This is a genomic window from Ezakiella massiliensis (assembly GCF_059862345.1).
In genome coordinates, this window is record NZ_JCBCEO010000002.1 from 14,670 (window position 1) to 35,340 (window position 20,671).

The window sequence follows — 20,671 nt, forward strand, 5'->3', positions numbered from 1 at the left end:
AAGGAGATAGTAAATATGGACAGAAAAGAAATAATAAAATTGTTAACAGAATCAATATCAACAGCCACTCATTTAAATGTTACTGAAATCAATAATAATGAGTCATTTGAAAATTATGGTATAGAATCTGCTATGATGATTACCATAATAAAAAGACTTGAATCAGTATTTGGAGAATTACCTAAAACAATATTTTTTGAGTACGAAAATATAAATGAAGTAGCTGATTATTTGTTATCATTAAATGTTATGGACAATCATTCATCAAAAATAGAAGATTTTAATGAAATGGAACTTATAGGACACGATAATTTACCGTTTTTTAGTGAAAATAACGATTTAGATGAATACTTAGACTCTGCAAATAGTGATGTTATATCTAATAGTACGTCTAAGTTGGATGAGTTAATGAATGAAACGGAAATACAGGATTTGACGATTGATTTTGACAGTATTTTGAATTATAAATATTCATCAAATGATAAAGATGAAGAAAAAGATATAGATAATGAAATTGCTATAATAGGAATGTCTGGTAAATTTCCTATGTCAGATAATTTAAATGAATTTTGGAGAAATTTATTGGAAGGAAAAGATTGTATTGAGGAGATTCCTATTAACTTATGGGATAAAGAAAAATATTGGGATAAAAATAGAGGGGTTGAAGGTAAATCTTATTCAAAATGGGGAGGTTTTATAAGGGACACTAAGTATTTTGATCCATTATTTTTTAATATATCAAACTTAGAAGCAACGATGATTGATCCTCAAGAGAGAAAATTTTTGGAAATTGTATATAATACTCTTGAAAATGCGGGGTACACAAAAGAATCATTATCACAAAGTATTGTTGGAGTATATGTAGGGGTAATGTGGGGTCAGTATCAATTATATGGGGAGAAAAAAGCTGATGCACAATCTTCTTACGCTTCAATAGCTAATCGAGTTTCATATTATTTTGATTTTAATGGTCCAAGCATTGCTTTGGATACAATGTGTTCATCATCTTTGACTAGTTTGCATTTAGCATGTGAAAGTATAAAAAGTGGAGAGTGCGAATTAGCGATTGCAGGTGGTGTAAATCTTACTGTTCATCCAAACAAATATGTATACTTGTCAAAAACTGGATTTGCATCTTCTGATGGTAGATGTCGTAGTTTTGGTGATGGGGGAGATGGTTATGTACCTGGCGATGGTGTAGGTGCGTTACTGTTAAAACCATTAGATAAAGCAATAAAAGATAATGATAATATTTGGGGAATTGTAAAAAGCACGGCACTAAATCATGGTGGGAAGGCTAAAGGGTTTACTGTTCCTAATTCTAAACAACAGACAGAATTAATAAAAAAAGGAATAAAAAAAGCAGGCATTGATGTTAACGAACTATCATACTTAGAAATGCATGGTACAGGTACAGCCTTAGGGGATCCTATTGAATTAAGAGCTTATAATAACGCAATAAAAGAAGTTGGCAATAATGTTAAAAAAATTCCAATCGGTTCGGTTAAATCTAATATTGGACATTTAGAATCTGCAGCAGGAATAGCTGGTATTGCAAAAGTATTACTACAAATGAAACATAATATTTTAGTACCTTCAATCCATTCGACGAAATTAAACCAGAATATTAACTTTAATGAATTACCTTTTTATGTTCAACAAAACGTTGATGAATGGAGTGAAAAAGATAAATTTGCATCCATTAGTTCTTTTGGAGCAGGTGGGTCTAATGCTTATGTAATATTAAAAAATTTCAATATAACTTATCGAAAAAAAAATAATAATAATAAGTTGTTTTATATATTATTTTCAGCTAAAACAACATCTCAATTAGAAAAAAAAATACATGATTTTTATGCTTTTTTAATTGGTAAATATTCGTTAGATAAGCATGTATTAGATTTTAGTAAAAAAAGAGAAGAGTTAATAAGAGCTTGTTTTGGAATTAATGTTTTAGAAAATAGCTATATAAATACTAAATCTGATATTAAAATATTTGATATTGACTACAAGAATTTAACTAAAAAATACATTAAAGAAGAAGAAATAGAATGTTATAAAAAATGTAATACTATAGATGAATTTATAATCATGCTTGAAAAATCCATAATAAATAATTATTTTGATATTAATAACGATTTGGAGTTGGGTGATATTTCATATACTTTACAAGTTGGTAGGGAAAATATGAAATATAGAACATACTTTGAGTGTAATACACTATTTGATTTATTTGATATTTTACAAAATATAGTATTTAATAAAACTAAGTTGGAATATTTTGAATGCTCTGACAAAGTAATTAATGATTTATCAGAGGAAGATAATAATATAATAAAAAAAATTACTACTTTAAATGTTGAAAAATATTTAGTTGAATTATGGACAAAGGGAATAAATATTGATTTTAATAACTTATATAAAGAAAGTGTATATAGAAAAGTTTCTTTACCAGAATATCCGTTTGATAAGGAATTGTGCTGGGTAGAAGATGAGTTAAATTGTATAGACGATTTTTCAAATGAAAAACATAAACTGTTTAATAATCTACCAAATAATGTAAGTTTCACACTTAATAGTATAAATTTTCAAAATTTAACTGAACTGAACGATTTTCATTTTGGAATAGATAATGAAAAAAATTTTTTAGAAAATGGTTTGATTAAAAACGTTAAAGAAAAAATAATAGATATAAATTATGAAAAAATTGATGATATACACAAACATTATACCAATATATCTAACAGCGATGATGAAAGTATTGATAAAGTGAAATACAACGCAAATGAGAAATTATATGTGGGAAAAAATTTTATTTCTTCAAGATTTATTTTAGAAATTATCAAAAAAATTTATGATGGTAATCATCATGTTATGTTTAATGTTGTAAATAATGAAAGAGATATAAAATATTTTTATATAGATTTGGAGAATAGAATTTTACGATTATATAATAAAAGAGAGAAATTAATTCTTAATATACACGAGGATAAAGTTGATGAATTATACAATAAAATGTATTTGCCTATTTGGCAAGAAATAGAGCATCAATTTGAACAAAATATACAAATAGATAAAGTCTATATCTATGACAAAAAGTATGAAGATTATTTTTATGAATTAAAGAACAATAATTTGCATATCATATTGGGAAAAGATAAACAGGCAGGAAATTATGATAATATAATAAATTGTCATAGTATTTATGATTTGAAAAAATATACAAATGTATTAAGTAGTAAAAAAATATATTATTTTGGATTATCTAAAGATATTAATATAGATAACCATAATGTTTTGGACAACTTAGTTCTACCTTTTTGGGAATTTATGAATATACTGGGAAGTAATAATGAACTATTAAATTTAACATTAGTTACGAACAATTCTTGGAAAGTTAATGAACAAGATATTATAAATCCAATGTCTTCATTACTAATAGGTATTGGAAAATCAGGAGGGAAAGAATTTAAAAATATTAATTTCAATCACATTGATATTGACATTTTTGAAAAAGATGCTATTAGTTCAGCTATTATGTTAAAACCTAGTGGTAACCGTGATATTTGTTTGAGAAATCAATTAACTTATACACAATCATTTAAAAAAATAGATGATAATATGAAACAATACAGTTATTTCAATAGTGCGAATGTTGTTATAATAATTGGCGGTGCAGGAACTGTTGGAAGATTAATTACTAAATACATTCTAGAAACAAATACAGAATGTAAGGTGATTTGGATAGGAAGACGAGAAAGCAACCATGTGAATACTTCTAATGATGATAACATTATTTATTATAGTTGTGATATTACTGATTTTGATAAGCTTAGAGATATTTTTTATCATATCATAAAATCCTTTGGCAATATAGATATTGTTATGAATTTAGCAATGGATTTTAGTATAGATAGATTAAAAAATATTAATAGTGAATATATATCAAAAAAATTACAGCCTAAATTAGAAGGTAATATAAATTTGTACAAAATTGTTAAAGAAATTGATGTAAAGAAATTAGTGTTTTTCTCATCAGGTGAATCTTTTACATGTAATATCGGATGGGGTATTTATGCTAGTTCGTGTATTTTTACTGATTCATTTAAAGGATACATAAATGATAATAGCTCCGTTGATTGTATTTCTATAAATTGGGGATTTTGGGAAAATCAAGATTCTAAAATAAATGAGCAATTTATAGTAAAGGGGATTTATCCATTAAGTTATAGACTTGGAGGGAAAGCGTTAGATAATATTATTTTATCACCTTTTAAACAAGTTTTAATGCTTGATGTATCTAATAATGTTAAAGAAAAAATGGGAATTAGTGTTATAAAACAAGAAAACAAAGTTGAAAAACAAACTACTATTATTTCAAATGAAAGTGTAGAAAGTATAGATGAAATTGCATTAAAACTAAAAAAAATATTTGAGAAAGTTTTAAAAATAAGTGAAGGTAAAATAGATATTCATGAAGATTTGGCAGTTTATGGTGTTGATTCATTATTAATTACAAATATTCATAAAGAAATCGCATCTGTATATGATGATATACCCGTATCAGTCATTTTAGAAGGCCCTAGTATTTATGATATTGCAAAATATATATTTGATAGTAGAAAATTAAATGATGTTATTTCTGTAGTAGAGCCAGGTGCAGTAGAAAAATACTTAACCGATTACGGTAATACATTTTCGGAAAATAAATTTAATGTTTCTCAACATTTAAGCAAGTATAGAATTTTAAAAATGAGTGATAAAAATTTGGTACATTTTAAATTGAATGTTGAGAATATAAGTTTAGAAATATTTATTTATGGAATAGGCAAACCGGTATTGTTTTTTCCGGCGATAGGTTTAACTGCACCATCGTTCATCAATCAGTTTATTTCATTATCTAACAAATTTAAAATTGTAGTAATTCATGTTCCAGGATATGGATTAAGTGGTATGTATGACAAACTAAATACTATTTGTGTAGGAGATTTAATATATAAAGCAATTGAATCTTTATTTGACACTAAAATTGCAATTGTTGCATCGTGTTTTGGAACAGTAATAGGTACATATTTATCATATAAATATAATGAATCTATTTCGTCTTTAACATTGATTGGTGGATTTTATGATGGATCTGATTTACCAAATATTGATATTCACAGTATGACTCCAGAGGAACTTTCACAAATGACAAATGTAGTATCACAATCTATATCAAAAGATTTTGATGGACTAATTAATTTAGAAGGTGTTGATAAATTAGAAATTGAAAAATCTAAAAGGATATTATTAAGTAGTAAATGCTCTAACTCACTAATAGCTATGAGATATTTGAATGAAATGTTTGAGTTGAATACGTTAAACTGGATAGAAAAAATTAAGATACCAGTACTTTGCACATATGGTGATCATGATTCAATTATAAAACCAATAAGATCTAAGGAAATTACAAAGAAACTATATAATTATAAATTATATGAATTTAAATCTTGTGGACATTATCCATATTTAACACACTCATTAGAATTTAATACTTTATTAAAAAATTTCTTGAGTGAGGTGGACAAGGATGAAAGCAAATAAATGGATTAGTTTTGAGCAAGGCAATAATGCTGCAAAATTGCATATAATTGCCTTCCCATTTGCTGGGGGAACGGCGAATATATATAAGGATTTATTTAATAATAATTTATATAGTAATATAAAAATAACTGGGATAGATATACCTGGTCATGGGAAAAGAATTAGAGAAAATCGATATACTAAAATTGATTTACTAATAAAAAAAATGATTACCGATTTAGATTGTTTATATGAAGAAAATATTGTTTTAATGGGATACAGTTTAGGAGGGATATTAGCATATGAATTAGCAAATTATTGGCAAAATAATAATAAATTTATAAAGGCTATGATAATAATTGCGAGAGTTCCTCCTCATCTGAATGCCAATGAAGAAAAAAGAGGTTCATATGATCGCTTGAAGATGAAAAACTCTGTAATTCAATTAGGTGGTGTACCTTCAGAAGTGATAGAAGAAAATGAATTATTTGACTTTTATTTAGATATACTAGAAGATGATTTTAAACTAGTAGATTCGTATAAAAATAATAGTACCATATATAGCAAGTACCCAATTATAGCTTATGGTGGATTAGAAGATAAAGAAGCTAAATTTATAGATTTGTGCGAATGGGATATGTATACAAGCAATTTTAAAATTCGTATTTTTGAAGGAGATCATTTTTTTCTTGAAAAAAATAAAGATGTGATTGCTAAACAAATAATGAATGATTTATCCAAATTATAACATATGAAGAATATGATGACTAGATGATATAGTTTCATAGTATTAGTAATGAGAAAAAATATATATTAATACAGAAAAAATGGGAGGGTATATATGAAAAAATTTACGCTATTATTCCCAGGACAAGGAACACAATATGTTAATATGGGAGTGGACTTATATAGAAAGGATAAAACTTTTCAAAAAATTATAGGTGATGCATCTAAAATTCTAAATTGGAATATATTAGATTTATTAAGTGATGAAAATAAACTAAGTCATACTAAGTATGCACAAGTATTAATTTTCATAATATCTTATGCATATTATCATAAATTTATCAGTGATTATAAGATATTTCCTTCAATAGTGGTGGGACATAGTTTAGGTGAGATAACTGCCTTAACTGTGTCTGGGACTATCAGTTTTAGTGATGCTTTATTTATACTTAAAGAAAGAGGAAATTTAATGGAAGAATCTGCAAATGAAACTGATGGAGGTATGCTTGTTGTAAATTGTAAAGACATTTCTATAATACTGTCAGCTTGCAAAGATATAGAGAAAAATTATGAACAGTATATTGATATTGCTAATTATAATTCAAATACTCAACTAGTATTATCAGGAACAAATAAATCAATAGAATTAATATCGAAAGTTCTTGAAAAAAAGAATATTATGAGTATAAAACTTAATGTTAATGGGGCTTTCCATAGTAAATTAATGGAAGAAGCAAGTAATAAATTTAGAAAATACTTATTATCATTTAATTTTTTTAATTCTGAACTTAAGGTAATTTCTAGTATGGATAATACAGTCTATAATTTAGAAAATGTGGTAGACACTTTATCAAATCAAATTAAGTCACCTGTTAAATGGAAATCTTTAATTGAGCTATTAATTAACGAGGGAGTAGAATGTTTTATTGATGTAGGACCTAGGAATGTTTTATCAAATATGTTAAAAAGAGATTATGATGATATACAAATTATATCGTTAGAGGAAGTATACAAAAATGATCAAAATTTATGGGACTATATTAAATAAGGAAAATACATCAATAACGAAAAAAAAAGACAGAAAGAAAATATCAAATGATTTTATAAAAGAAGTATTTAATAGATTCTATGGACTATCTGAAACGAAATTAATATATAATTACTTTAATAAGCCATCATTGATAAATGGTCAATTTAAATTTAATATATCTCATTCTGGTCAAGTTTTGATAATGGCTGTGGATATTGACTACATAGGCATAGATATAGAACAAGTTAAGTCTATAGATATAAATCCAACATTTCTTTCAGAAAGGGAACAAAAATATTTAAGAAATAAAGATTTATTCGAATTTTATAAAATTTGGACTGTAAAAGAAAGTTTTTCAAAAAATTTAGGTTTAGGTTTATCGCTAGATTTTAAGAACTTTAGTGTTGATTTATTAAAACCATATATACTATTTAATAGTAAAAAATTCCATTATAGCATTTTAACTTATGAAAATTATATTATTTCTATCTGTAGTGAAAATGAAATGTTACCAAATGAAATAAATTGGTTATGAATAATCTAGAAATGGGGAAATGGGGAGTTGTAATGAAAAATGAAGAAATAATTACAATTATGAAAATGTTTAAAGAAATGAAACTATCAAGATTTCATTATGAAAAAGATGATCAAAAAATTTTAATAGAACGAAATTTGACTCAATCTTTACTTAAAGATAATAAAGAAAAAGCAATGGAAAATATTATAGAGATTAAATCTCCTACAGTAGGGCAAATTAACGTAGAAAACCAAATTAGTATAGGTTCAAAAGTAGTAAAAAATCAAAAAATATTTACAATTGAAACTATGAAGGTAATGCATGATATTCTTTCGCCGTGTGATGGAACTGTTGATTTTGTTGTAGGAAATAGTTGTTTTGTTGAATACGATCAAGTAATAATGAGGATAAAAATAGATGAATGAAAGAAAGAATATTAATAGCAAATAGGGGGTTAATTGCAGAAAAAATAATAAATGTCTGCAATATGTTGAATTTTGAAACAGTTGTTATTTACTCTGTATCCGATAAAAATGAAACATTTGTAAAAAAGTCAAATTATGCAGTGTGTATTGGATCGGATTTATTAAATGACAGTTATTTAAATCAAGATAAAATTATAGAAGTTGCGAAAAAATATGAATGTGTAGCAATACATCCTGGAATTGGGTTTCTATCTGAAAATTTAGATTTCGCAAAAAAGGTAAGGAGTGAAAATATAATATTTATTGGACCGTCTACTACTTCTATGAGTTTTATGGCAAATAAGGTTAACGCAAGAAAATTTGTAGAATCATTAGGAATCCCAATAGCACCAGGGAGTAGTAATGCCGTAAAAACGCTTTATGAAGCTATTGAGATAAGCAAAATAATTGGATATCCTGTTATGATGAAATCTGCGGAAGGTGGTGGTGGTAGAGGAATAAGAATAGTTAAGAGTGAAGAAGAATTGAGGTATTTTTATGAGACTGTAAATAATGAAGCTAAAAATGGATTTGGTTCATGTGAAATATTTATAGAAAAGTATATAAATAATGCTAAGCATATTGAAATTCAGATTGTAGGGGATCAATTTGGGAATTTAATACATGTATATGAAAGGGATTGTTCTGTTCAAAGAAACCATCAAAAAATTATAGAGGTTGCTCCCATGGTAAAAAGAGTTTTAGATGATAAGATTATAAATGATGCCATTAAAATAGCAAATAAAATTAACTATGATAATTTAGGAACTATAGAATTCTTAGTAGAGAATAATAGCGATAAGTATTATTTTATCGAAATGAATACTAGGCTACAAGTTGAACATTCTATTACTGATAAAATATCTGGTATTGATTTACTCAGGCTACAAATTGATAGTGCATTTGGAAAAAAATTATCTTTAAAACAAAGTGAAATTTTATATTCTGGATACGCTATTGAATGCAGAATTTGTGCAGAGGATACTATTAATCATTTCATGCCATCAGTTGGAATAATAGAAAAAGTATATTTTCCTAATAAAAAAGATATTACCGTGGAATCTGATTTAAAAGTTGGAAAATATATTAGTCCTTATTTTGATTCCGTTATAGCTAAAGTTATTATACATAAACAAAGTATAGATGAATGTATAAATGGACTTCTTGACTATTTAAATGAAGTAGAAATAATAGGTGTAAAAACTAATATTGATTTAATTAAAATTATTTTGGAGGATGAAAAATTCAAAGAGAATGAATATTTGTCTTGCACTCTAGAAGAAAATTATGATGTTTATGTCAAAAATCTTACGAAAAGAAAGTGTCCATCATGCGGAAAATTTACATCATCATTTATATTAAAAAAGGATTTGAATATTTGTAGTTGTGGTTATCATTTTTATATTAGTGCTAAAGATAGAATAAAATTGTTATGTGATGAAGGAAGTTTTATTGAGTATTTTTTTGATATTAATGACTCTATTTATAAAGATAATCTTGATTATTTATATAAGTTAAAAAAAATGCGTACTCAAACTGGTTTATCAGATGCGGTAATTACAGGGGAAGGATTAATAAACGGCAACAGAGTATCTATAGTTGTAATGGATAAAATCTTTATGATGGGAAGTATGGGATTTGCAGTGGGCGAAAGAATAACGCAATGTATTGAAAAATCTATTGAAAGGAATAACCCATTAATCATTTTTTCTGCTTCAGGTGGAGCTAGAATGCAAGAAAATATTGTTTCATTAGTGCAAATGTCAAAAATATGTTCTGCATTAAAAGAATATGAGAATACAAAACATTTATTAATTAGTTGCTTAACAGATCCCACTACAGGTGGTGTATTTGCTAGTTTTGCACTGTTAGGAGATATTAATATTTCTGAGCCAAATTGTATTGTCGGTTTTGCAGGCAAGCGTGTAATTGAAAATACAATTCATAAGCGTATACCAGATGATCTACAGACAGCTGAAACATTATTAAAAAATGGATTTATTGATGCAATAGTTAGCAGAAATAATTTAAAAGAATTTATTTCAAAACTAATTGTGTTACATTCGAAAAAAGGATGTTTATAATATGGATGATGCTTGGAATATAGTTAAAAATGCAAGAAAACGTAATAGAATTCAATCTGAAGAGTTCATTAGTGAGTTATTTTATGATTTTATTGAATTAAAAGGGGATAGAATTTATTTTGATGATTGTACTATTATAGGAGGGATTGCTTTTTATAAAGATATCCCAGTAACTATTATTGGATTTAGAAAAGGAAAAAGCTTTTCAGAGATTATTAATTTTAAGAATGGGATGGCAATACCAGCAGGTTATAATAAAGCATTAAGATTGATAAAACAAGCAGAAAAATTTTCTAGACCTGTAATAATTTTTGTAGATACTCCGGGAGCATATCCTGGAGAAGAAGCGGAAGAGAAAGGGCAGGCATATGCTATTTCATTATGTTTGAAAGAACTATCGCATATTAATACAAAAATAATTTCAATAATTATTTCAGAAGCATACTCTGGTGGTGCTTTGGCATTATGTGTTTCAGATAAACTATATATGTTAGAGAATTCTTGCTTTTCTATTTTATCACCTGAAGGATATGCTTCAATACTATGGAAAAATAACGATTATATAAGAGCAGCAAATGAAATGAAATTAACGAGTGAAGACATGTTTAAAATGGGAATAATTGATGGAATTGTTCCTGAGACAGATAGGACGAGCATTATCGACAGTGTTGATGAATTACTATATTATGATTTGTTTGTTAATACATTTTCAATAGAGAATAGACTTAATAAATTGCGATATATGGATGTGGGCGGAGTATATGGAAAAAAATAATAAATGGAAAATAAAAAAAATTGATTCATGTTTATCTACTAATATTGAAATTAGAAAAGAAAAAAATATGTCTATAATATATACTCTTTATCAAAAACAAGGTTATGGGAAATGTTGTTCAAGCTGGATCTCATTTAAAGGGGATTTGGCTTTTTCAATGTCCACAAATTCAAATCTAAATATGGATTTTATTATACTTTTATCTTTAATATCAGCTCTGAAAAGATTTGGGTATAATGCTTATATTAAATGGCCAAACGACATTATGGTAGATAATAAAAAAGCTGTTGGAGTTTTATTTGAATCATTATATAAAGGCAATAATTATATAAAAACGATTATTGGAGTAGGAATCAATATATTAGAAAAAAAAGAATTACCTTATTCAATAAATTTATTAAATTTAAAAGGCAACGAATTAAAATTTATATATTGTTTTTTAGAATTTGTTGATTTGTTTAGTAAATATAACCGTTATGATTTAAGAGAAAAAATTAATAAACATATCTATATGTTTGGCAAAGATGTTTTATATATGAATAAAAATTATGTAATATTGGGGTTTAGCGAGAATGGCAGATTATTACTAAAAGAAAAAAATAAGACTAACTATTTAGAAGTTAGCAATTCAAGTTTTTTAAACGATTATAAAATAACTTGAAAATATTGATTAGGAAAGCTTTTAAAGATGATAATATGGGATATTTGCTATAATATTATTAAGGGTAGTCTTTCTATGATAGTTAAAAATGGTGTTAATGCTATGGTAATAGAATAGCATTTCAACACACTTTAACTAGGACAAGTTTATTGTTTTATAACAAGATATTTATTTTATAATAGATAGTCGATATTGTCGATGTATGTTTGGATATAATTTATGTCTTTTTTTAATATATCTTTTAAGGACATTTATTTAAATAAAATAATATTTTTTAAAACAGAATGCAAGCACAATGGGTATAATCCATCAGTATGTGTCGACAATTGGTATAGTATTGAGATTGATAATAATGGTAATTTTTTATAAAGTTTTATCATTGATACATTAATAGAGTAGAAATGATATTTTATTAAAATGATGTTATTGGTTATATGTTATTTATTAACTTTTAGTAGGAATATTATTGCTACTATAACTAATAGGAAGAATAAGGTTATAAGTATTTATATTTAAAAAAATTTAAAAGTGCTATGTAAGTCAAGGAGGATCTATTTAGTAAAATAAGGAAAATTTATGTAAAGGAAATTAGGGTGGAAAAGCAATGTTTAGATTCTTAATATTAGATACGATACACTATAAATATATATTATGTTTTCTAGAACTTGTTTTAATTTCTATCTTATGTCCTTTTTAAAACATTAAAAACTAAATATAGAAAAAGCCAAAGAACTTTTCATTGTTTACATCTAAGAGGACTTCGCATGTCAAAATGTCGAGATCCTCCTTTTTATGCTCGAAAATCAATAAAACGAGTAAAAAAAGGAGGATCAAAGGATGTCAGACAAAGAAAAATATATTTATGTCAGAGGTAAAAAGATCTATGTACCTGACGAAGTGTATAGAGCATATAAAAAAGAGCTTAATCATGAAGCACATTTAAAAAGATTGGATAGAAAGCATAAGGTGTTTCATTTTGGAGATTTCAATACAAGTATTGTAGATATTGCAGATAATACAGTTGATGTTGAAAAAATTATTGAAACCAAAATGCTTATAGAAGATCTGTATCGTGCATTAGACAGCCTAAATGATGAAGAGCGAAAACTAATCGAAGCACTGTATTTTGATTATAAAACTCTCACAGAAGTTGCAAAGAAAGAAGATACAAATCCAATGAAAATCAGCAGACTAAGAGATAAGATTTTAGAGAAATTGTCTATTTGTTCTTATACTTATTCAGAATATAACATATATTGATATTATTTTGCTATCTAAGATGATTAGTATTACAAATGTGATTTCAACAATTATTTTGTTAATAAATATGTGTTTATTTTGTGTATATTTTTGTAAAAACAAGATTAGAAACTTTAAAAAAAATCTACATAATTCAGATTTTTGTATTTGTTATTTTTATACTATATTCTAGCCCAATAGAATTGCTCATAATCGATATAGGCGTTTTTATGTATTATGTCTTATACAAGTGTAAAATTAACTTTGAGGAAATTAATATAATTGATAAGTTGTTTATACTTTTTTGTTTTGTTGGATTTTTATATTTTATAAATTTATTAAAAAATGAAATTATTATCATGAATTATGCTTGTGCTTTAATTTATTTCATATATTATGTATCCAGTAATAAATACGTCAAAACAGATAGCATAGATCATATTTAAATTATTGAATAAATACTGTTTTAATGCTTGAATTTCAAGGACGGAAATGTAAAAAACTATTATTGAAAGATTGCGTCAAAATTGAACTGGCAACTATTTTTAGCAATTTTATCTATAATATTTGTTTGAGAAAAAATCTTAACAGATATTATAGATACCTAAACCTTTAATAAGATAGTATATCTATAAAAAGATATCTTTAATATTACTATAACATTGCTATTTTTAAAATTTAATCTTTTATAAGATGTTACCCAAATTACTCTGAATTTATTTGTGGAGTATTGTTTTGACAATTGGAATATTAAAATATATATTTTAGTATAATGATTTATCTTTCAATCTATTCTTTATAATAATTTTCATAGTTTTTCCTATACTGAACAAGATCAGAAAATTGTTCTTTATTCAAAGAATACTCCTTCATAAGGGTGTTCTTTTTTTCTTGCAATTTATCGAGTTTTGTTAATATTTCTTTTGTGTTTGGTAGTTTTTTATAGTTTTCTAAAATTTCTTTAGCAGCTATTTTGTAGACGGAAAGTTCGCTATAATATTCTTCTGCAAATTGTTTGTCCTCAGGATTTTTCTTGTAGTATTCATAGATTTCACGATACTTATTTATAGTATTTATATTTTCCATATCCTTGGATAAACTCTTCATTTCAGTTTCAATTTTCTTTATTTTATCTAACAAGTCTTGTCTATCATCAGCAGATTTTTTGATTAGATCATCAAGTTGTGTAATTGAATTAATTCCTTGTTCTCTTAATTTAATTATTGAATCTGCCATTGTTTTGATATTGTGTTTTCTTGCCCAAACTTCATAGCCTTTAGAGGATTGAGCTTTTTTATTAGAAGATATATCAATAACATTTCCTACACGTTTTTTAATAGTATTAGCTTTGTTTTTAATAGCTAAATCTATTCTTTCTTTGATTTTTTCTTCGGTATAATCTTCTCCGATAGTCTTAGCTCTTGTAAATCTTTGTTTATCTTTATGACGAAAAGCAATGTGTTTACCAAACTTAATTTCATAATCAATAGACTTCATATTTTCTAAAAATTCTTCCCAAGATTTAGACTTATTAATCATTCTATCTATATCAAATTGAAGTTTAGATTTCCAAGAATTTCCATTATTGTTTTGCTCATACTCATACCAGGATTTACCCGAAGTTTTATATTTTTTCTTGTAAGCTTCATAGTATTTATCAATGATTGAAAGCTTATTTTCTTTACATAATTCATCACTTTGATACCTGATTTTGTGGTAAGATTTTTTGTTAGATTGGTAGCACTTACCAGTCTTGTAATTAACATTATTAAAAATAATATGGTTATGGATATGCCCTCTATCTATATGAGTTGCAAGAACAAATTCATAATCTTCTTTTAAAATTTTCTTACATAATTCCATTCCAATTTCGTGAGCTTTTATAGGATCAACCTCTCCTGGTAGAAAAGATTGGATTAAATGTCTAGCCAAAACTGTACCCTTAGTATCATTATCTTCTCGAGTTTTCAAAAATTGAATATGGGCAGTAGCTGGGTGACATTTAAATGAAGATACTAAAATTTTTTCATCAGTTTTTTCACTCTTAGTAATGTAGTCTATTGCCAAATTTAGAGTTGATTTTATAGGATGTATTTTTGTAATTGCCATATTAGTCACCAGAACTTTCTTTTGATTTATTAAGAAGTAGGGAATGAATCTGCCATATTTCTTTTGATAATTTTTCTATCTGCTTATTCATAGACTCAATTTCATTTTTGTAAATAACACCAGTTGTATTAGTAGCTTTTGCAATCTGGTTTATATTATTTGTTGCATTTGAAAGTAGCCATTGTAGGTTTCTAAATGGTTCTAAATCCACTACATAAATTTCTTTTTCTAATACACATTTTCTAAGAAAGTGGGACATAGTTTTGCAATTAGCAAGTTTCATTTTCTTTTCAAAAACTTCCTTTTCTTCATCTGTTAAATATATTTTTAGTTGATTATTTCTTTTTCTATTATCCATAGTATATCTCCTTATCATAAATTATTGGGGTCTTAGTGTTCTCCCTAACAAGGTAAAATTGATAAAAAAAGAAGCAGTCCATAAAGGTTCTGCTTCATCAATTTTTCGTAAGTGGGTACTCACTTACTGTGCTTGCTCATATACTAATAGTATAAGAACAGCTTTAAGCATAGTTCTTAAAAATGAACCTAATCATCTATGATAAAATTATAGATATTAGGGATGAAATGGGATTGTTTTATGTGCTTGCTGGGTTTCCAATTTAGGAATTACTCATTTGATAGACTCCACCCTCATTCCATTGCCTTTCATCTTTTCGGTTGGTTAGGTTCATTTATTGATTACCTGTAAACTTAAGAGCCTATTGTGGTTTTGGATTAACAGGGCATCCCAAATTATAGGAGGTATATTATGTCAGGAAAAATTATTGTAGGAATTGATGTTAGTAAAGCTTTCAGTGACATCTGTATTCTATCACCTAATAATGACATCATCAAAAGACTTAAAATTTCTAATGATATTAATGGAATGAAGTCGCTCATCTATGTACTTGAAAAGGTAGAAGATGAGTACGAAGATAGAGCAGTAATTATCATGGAAGCTACTGCACACTATCATCAAATTTTAGCTAATTTTTTCCGTAAGCATAATTACGAAGTCATTGTAATTAATCCGATTCAAAGTGGAGCATTGAAAAATATCAATATCCGAAAAATTAAATCAGATAAAACAGATGCATATAATATAGCGTTGCTATATCGTATTAAGAATTACAACGAAACAATTACACACTCAGATACCGTTAACAGTATCAAAAAGCTTTGCAGACAGCATAAAGAATTGACTGATGAAATTGTGGAACACATCAACCGATTAATCGCTTTTTTAGATATTTCCTTTCCAGATTTCAAAAAAGTATTTACGGATTTACAAGGTAAAACACCTTTGTCTTTGCTTGAAAAATATCCTACTATACAGGAAGTATTATCTCCTGAAAATAAGCAAGATATTATTCAACTGATAAAAGAAAATTCACATAAAAGCAACTCCTATGCCGAAGCAAAATATGAAAAACTAGTGAAAGCTGCTGAAAAATCTATTGAAGTTTGTATAGTAAGCCTTAGTTCAGCAGTACTTATTCAAACAACTGTAAGAGTTATTTTTAGTTTACAGGAAGCTTTGAAAGCAATCGATGATGAAATCAAAAGACTATCTCTTTTAGATGAAAAGTTTCATAAAGAAATAGTGCTTTTACAAAGTATTCCAGGCGTTGGAGAGTATACAGCATGTGTCGTTTTATCAGAGCTCGGAGATATATCTAATTTCTCGAAACCGAAAGAATTAGTTGCCTTCTTTGGATTGGATCCAGGAGTATCCCAAAGTGGAACATACAATAGGAAAAACAATAAAATCTCTAAAAGAGGATCGCCTCATGTTCGCTCAATTCTCCATATGCTGGCTAAATCTAATGTGTATCCGAATCGCAACAGAGAGTATTTAAATCCTGTTATGCGAGCTTATTTCGAAAAGAAAATAGCTGAAAAACCATACAAAGTTGTAATGTGTGCAATTATGCGAAAGATGGTTCAAATTATTTTTGCTGTCCTCAGAAACCAAAAATCATTTGAGTTAAGAACACCAGAAGAACATCAAAAACTAATTCGAGAAAAAAGTAAGTTAGTCGCATAAATTATTAAAAGTGTTGCCTCAAAAAATGAAAGTATATGAGGCTTGTTTGCTATGCACATTTTTATGTTTTGTGACTTGAAAATTTTTTAAAAATAATTATTGACTTTCTTAGTTGGTCTAGCTAGCCAGAATACATATAAATAAAAAAAGCCACATTTAATTAAATGTGGCTTTTGAAAACATTAATTTTTATACTCTAGAGGTTTTTGTAAAATGTTATTGTCTTCTTCAGATAATTCCCAAGTTAATGGCGAAATCACAGGTATGCCCTTTAGGGTTAAGTATGGATAGTTTTTATAAACATAAAAATCAACCGTTGTTTGTTTTCCATTATCTTTAGTATGAGTGAATACATATTTAAAACTTAATTCCGCATCTTTTGGAACACTTTTATAAAGTGTTGACATTACATTATCTTCATCCATATTTTCTACGCTATTACCAATTAATTCAGAAAAATAAACAACATCTTCTTCTTCAGTGAATTCAGTTAACTTTTTACCGTTTGGATCGTATACAGTTACAACATCACTATTTTCGTTAGAATTTCCATTATCAAAACTATTCGAAGAACAAGCTGTCATGATAAAAAGAAAGGAAAAAAATAAACATGATAATATTATCGATTGTTTTTTCATATAGTTACCTCCATCCTCCATAATAAAGTTATTTTTTTTAAGCATATTATAAAAGCTTAAAAAATTCTAATTGATTTTATTTAATAACCTTTTCAACTTAATTATATACTAAAAAAAAAAAAAAAACAATAAAAATCAAAGGAACAATATACAGTTAGCAAAAAACATGGTATATTATTATTAACCAATAGAAATTAAAAAAAGGAGTAAGAAATATGGACTTTAGGTATATGGAATATTTAAAAGAAAACAACAAATACTATGTTGAATCATTAAATGAAGAAAAATTGTATATCTTAGACTATGAATTAAAAAATTATAATTTATTAGATCTTGATGGACACTGGATTATGTGTTCATTAATTGGAGATGTTATACCAAAACAAGGATGGAAAATACATTTGACCGCTAAATTAGATGAAGCCAACGAATTATTAAATGTTGTGGCAAAATATGCTTTTGAAAATAGAATTTCATTTAAATATGTGAGAAGTGAAGAACAACTTTTTTTGAAAAATTCTAAGTATGGCGATCGTTCCTCTTCTGGAAAGTTCATAACAATATATCCGCACAATATTGAGGAATTTATCCTAACAATGGAGAATTTAGACACTCTTACAAAAAAATTCTCTAATGGACCATATATCTTAAGTGATAAGAGGTGGAAAACAGGTAATGTGTTTTTTAGGTATGGAGGATTTCAACAAATATTAAAAAAAGATGGAAGTACATATATGTATTGCATAGAGAATAATAAAGGTGAATTGGTTGAAGATAAAAGAAAACCTTATTATTATTTGCCAGATTTTATTAAAGAGCCTATTGAAATAAAAGAAATGGAAAAACAATTACCAAACAATGAAGTGGGTAAAGAAAAATTTATGGAATATAATATAAAAAGTGCAATACATTTTAGTAATGGTGGGGGCGTATATGAAGCGATAAAAAAAGATTCGAAAATTAAGGTACTTATAAAAGAAGCTAGGCCACAAGCGGGTTTAGATGCTCATAAATTTGATGCAGTAAATAGGCTTGAAAATGAAATCAATATTTTGAAAAAAACTTTAAAATCAGATTTTACACCAGATTATATTGACTCTTTTACTGTATGGGAAAATTTGTTTTTAGTGGAGGAATTTATTGAAGGTGGCTCTTTGAATGATTGGATTGCCAGAAACTATCCTTTTTCATTTGATTCAATAAACACAAATGATTATTTGCAAAATGCAAAAAAAATAATAAACAATATATATGAAGGTTTATTAAATGTGCATGATTTAGGAGTAGGAATAGGTGACTTGCAACCATCCAATATAATTATTGATGAAAACTTTAATATTAAATTTATTGATTTTGAAACTTCAACCTTATTGACAGAGCGTTTAAGACCTGGCTTAGTAACACCGGGGTTTGTTGATAAAAGAACTCAAAATGTAGAGGAAGGAGACTGGTTTGCGTTATTACAGATAATAAAACATCTGTATTTGCCTATAGGATCTGTTGAATTATTAAGTGATGAATTCAGGAAAAGGCACATAATGTATATAAAAAATATTTTTGGACACGAAACATATGATTTTATAGTAGAAATGCAAAAAAAATGTTTAAAAAAAGCTAATTTCAAATCAAAAGAATTATTAAAGAGTCTAGAAATAGATATGCGTAATAGTGATTTATTAGAATTAGATGATATTAATAGTATCAACGAAAAAATTATAAATGGAATACAAACAGATATAAAAGCTTCAAATGATGTATTTGCACATGGAGATATTAGAATGTATGAACATAAAATGGGGAAATTTAATATTTTAACAGGTGCATATGGCGTTATTTTAGCAATGTATATACAAAATAAAGTTGATGGTGAAATCAAAAACTGGATAAAGAAAAACTTGATTTTTGACGAATATGATGAATACGGATTATTTACTGGGAAAACTGGTATAGCTGCTGTTTTGCATAATGTAGGTTATAAAAAGGAATCGCAGAGTATAATAGAGGATACTCTTAGGTATCTAAATGTAAATATAAATAATATAAAAGATATATCTATATTGTCTGGTCTTTCTGGAATTGGATTATTTCTGATAAGCTGCTATAAAAGCTCAAATTTCAGTGAACTTAAATATAAAATCAAACAGTGTATTTATGTAATTAAAGATAAAATTATAGAACAATATAATGAAAATTATATTCCAAACTCTTATGATTTGGACTTTGTGCCTTTAGGTTTTTTTGAGTCATGGACAGGCGCTGCGTATTTTATTACAGAATTTATTCAATCTTTTAATGAAAATTCAATTATTGATATAGCTATAGAGATGATAAAGACTGATTTATCAAAGTGTGAAGAAAGTCCTTTAGATGGATCATTAAATATGAGTGATGGAAACAGGTTATTGCCATATATTTTAGGCGGGAGCGCTGGAATTGTATTTGCGATAGATAAATTAAGTGAGCTGGATATTTTTGATTTTGAAAAAGAGAAAAACAAAATTTTAAAAGTTATAAACAGTAGGTGTTACTATGGTATGGGCTTATTTCGTGGAGCTGGTAGTATGTTTACGCTCATTCCTTTTATTTATGATGAAGAAGAACATGAAAAATACATGAAAGTTGCTTTGGAAAAATTAAATCTATTTGTGTCTAGTGAAGATAATAACAATTTTTATATACCTGGGGATTTTTCGTATAGATTCTCATCAGATATTTTTTCTGGTTCAGCTGGAATAAGTGTAGCAATATATGACATTTTATATAATAAAAAAATGTCGTGGCTACCGTTAATTAAAGATTAGAGAACAAGGAGTATT

14 protein-coding genes are annotated in these 20,671 nt (G+C 26.6%); 11 read left to right on the forward strand and 3 right to left on the reverse strand.

Features of this window, described 5'->3' with window-relative positions; translation table 11 throughout:
- Positions 1–15 precede the first annotated feature (15 nt).
- The 9 genes from AC6FXG_RS03010 to AC6FXG_RS03050 all read left to right on the forward strand — a co-directional run bounded on the left by AC6FXG_RS03010 (position 16) and on the right by AC6FXG_RS03050 (position 13,082).
- Entirely contained in the window at positions 16–5,586 is a 5,571-nt protein-coding gene (locus tag AC6FXG_RS03010) for an alpha/beta fold hydrolase (RefSeq protein ID WP_500571514.1), read from the forward strand.
- Entirely contained in the window at positions 5,573–6,313 is a 741-nt protein-coding gene (locus tag AC6FXG_RS03015; protein WP_490559965.1) for a thioesterase II family protein, read from the forward strand. Before AC6FXG_RS03010 ends, AC6FXG_RS03015 begins: the two co-directional genes overlap by 14 nt.
- 93 nt (positions 6,314–6,406) lie before the next feature.
- Positions 6,407–7,339 (forward strand): ACP S-malonyltransferase, encoded by a 933-nt coding sequence (locus tag AC6FXG_RS03020; protein WP_490559966.1) that lies wholly within the window; start codon positions 6,407–6,409, stop codon positions 7,337–7,339.
- Positions 7,308–7,856: a 4'-phosphopantetheinyl transferase family protein gene (locus tag AC6FXG_RS03025; protein ID WP_490559967.1), complete on the forward strand. Its 549-nt coding sequence runs from the start codon at positions 7,308–7,310 to the stop codon at positions 7,854–7,856. Before AC6FXG_RS03020 ends, AC6FXG_RS03025 begins: the two co-directional genes overlap by 32 nt.
- Positions 7,857–7,888: 32 nt before the next feature.
- Positions 7,889–8,263 carry an acetyl-CoA carboxylase biotin carboxyl carrier protein gene (locus tag AC6FXG_RS03030; RefSeq protein WP_500571515.1) on the forward strand — a complete coding sequence of 125 codons (375 nt, stop codon included), beginning with the start codon at positions 7,889–7,891 and terminating at the stop codon, positions 8,261–8,263.
- Positions 8,260–10,386 carry an ATP-binding protein gene (locus AC6FXG_RS03035; RefSeq protein WP_490559969.1) on the forward strand — a complete coding sequence of 709 codons (2,127 nt, stop codon included), beginning with the start codon at positions 8,260–8,262 and terminating at the stop codon, positions 10,384–10,386. Before AC6FXG_RS03030 ends, AC6FXG_RS03035 begins: the two co-directional genes overlap by 4 nt.
- Position 10,387: 1 nt before the next feature.
- Positions 10,388–11,161 carry a carboxyl transferase domain-containing protein gene (locus tag AC6FXG_RS03040; protein WP_490559970.1) on the forward strand — a complete coding sequence of 258 codons (774 nt, stop codon included), beginning with the start codon at positions 10,388–10,390 and terminating at the stop codon, positions 11,159–11,161.
- Positions 11,148–11,822, forward strand: coding sequence for a biotin--[acetyl-CoA-carboxylase] ligase (locus AC6FXG_RS03045; protein ID WP_490559971.1), 675 nt, complete (start codon positions 11,148–11,150; stop codon positions 11,820–11,822). Before AC6FXG_RS03040 ends, AC6FXG_RS03045 begins: the two co-directional genes overlap by 14 nt.
- Positions 11,823–12,659: 837 nt before the next feature.
- Complete coding sequence (locus AC6FXG_RS03050) at positions 12,660–13,082, forward strand: sigma factor-like helix-turn-helix DNA-binding protein (protein ID WP_490559972.1); 423 nt, start codon at positions 12,660–12,662, stop codon at positions 13,080–13,082.
- Positions 13,083–13,850: 768 nt separating this feature from the next.
- Here AC6FXG_RS03050 and AC6FXG_RS03055 read toward each other — a convergent pair.
- Both AC6FXG_RS03055 and AC6FXG_RS03060 read right to left on the reverse strand, forming a co-directional pair.
- Complete coding sequence (locus AC6FXG_RS03055) at positions 13,851–15,170, reverse strand: relaxase/mobilization nuclease domain-containing protein (protein WP_500571516.1); 1,320 nt, start codon at positions 15,168–15,170, stop codon at positions 13,851–13,853.
- Position 15,171: 1 nt separating this feature from the next.
- The gene (locus AC6FXG_RS03060) at positions 15,172–15,528 is read right to left on the reverse strand and encodes a plasmid mobilization protein (RefSeq protein WP_070699849.1); all 357 of its coding nucleotides are present in this window, start codon (positions 15,526–15,528) and stop codon (positions 15,172–15,174) included.
- Positions 15,529–15,939: 411 nt separating this feature from the next.
- Here AC6FXG_RS03060 and AC6FXG_RS03065 point away from each other — a divergent pair, with 411 nt between their 5' ends.
- Positions 15,940–17,217 carry an IS110 family RNA-guided transposase gene (locus tag AC6FXG_RS03065; protein ID WP_500571517.1) on the forward strand — a complete coding sequence of 426 codons (1,278 nt, stop codon included), beginning with the start codon at positions 15,940–15,942 and terminating at the stop codon, positions 17,215–17,217.
- A 182-nt stretch (positions 17,218–17,399) separates the two neighbouring features.
- Here AC6FXG_RS03065 and AC6FXG_RS03070 read toward each other — a convergent pair whose 3' ends face one another.
- Entirely contained in the window at positions 17,400–17,855 is a 456-nt protein-coding gene (locus tag AC6FXG_RS03070; protein ID WP_500571518.1) for a hypothetical protein, read from the reverse strand.
- Between the two features lie 215 nt (positions 17,856–18,070).
- Here AC6FXG_RS03070 and lanKC point away from each other — a divergent pair, with 215 nt between their 5' ends.
- Entirely contained in the window at positions 18,071–20,656 is a 2,586-nt protein-coding gene (lanKC, locus tag AC6FXG_RS03075) for a class III lanthionine synthetase LanKC (RefSeq protein ID WP_500571519.1), read from the forward strand.
- Positions 20,657–20,671 lie beyond the last annotated feature (15 nt).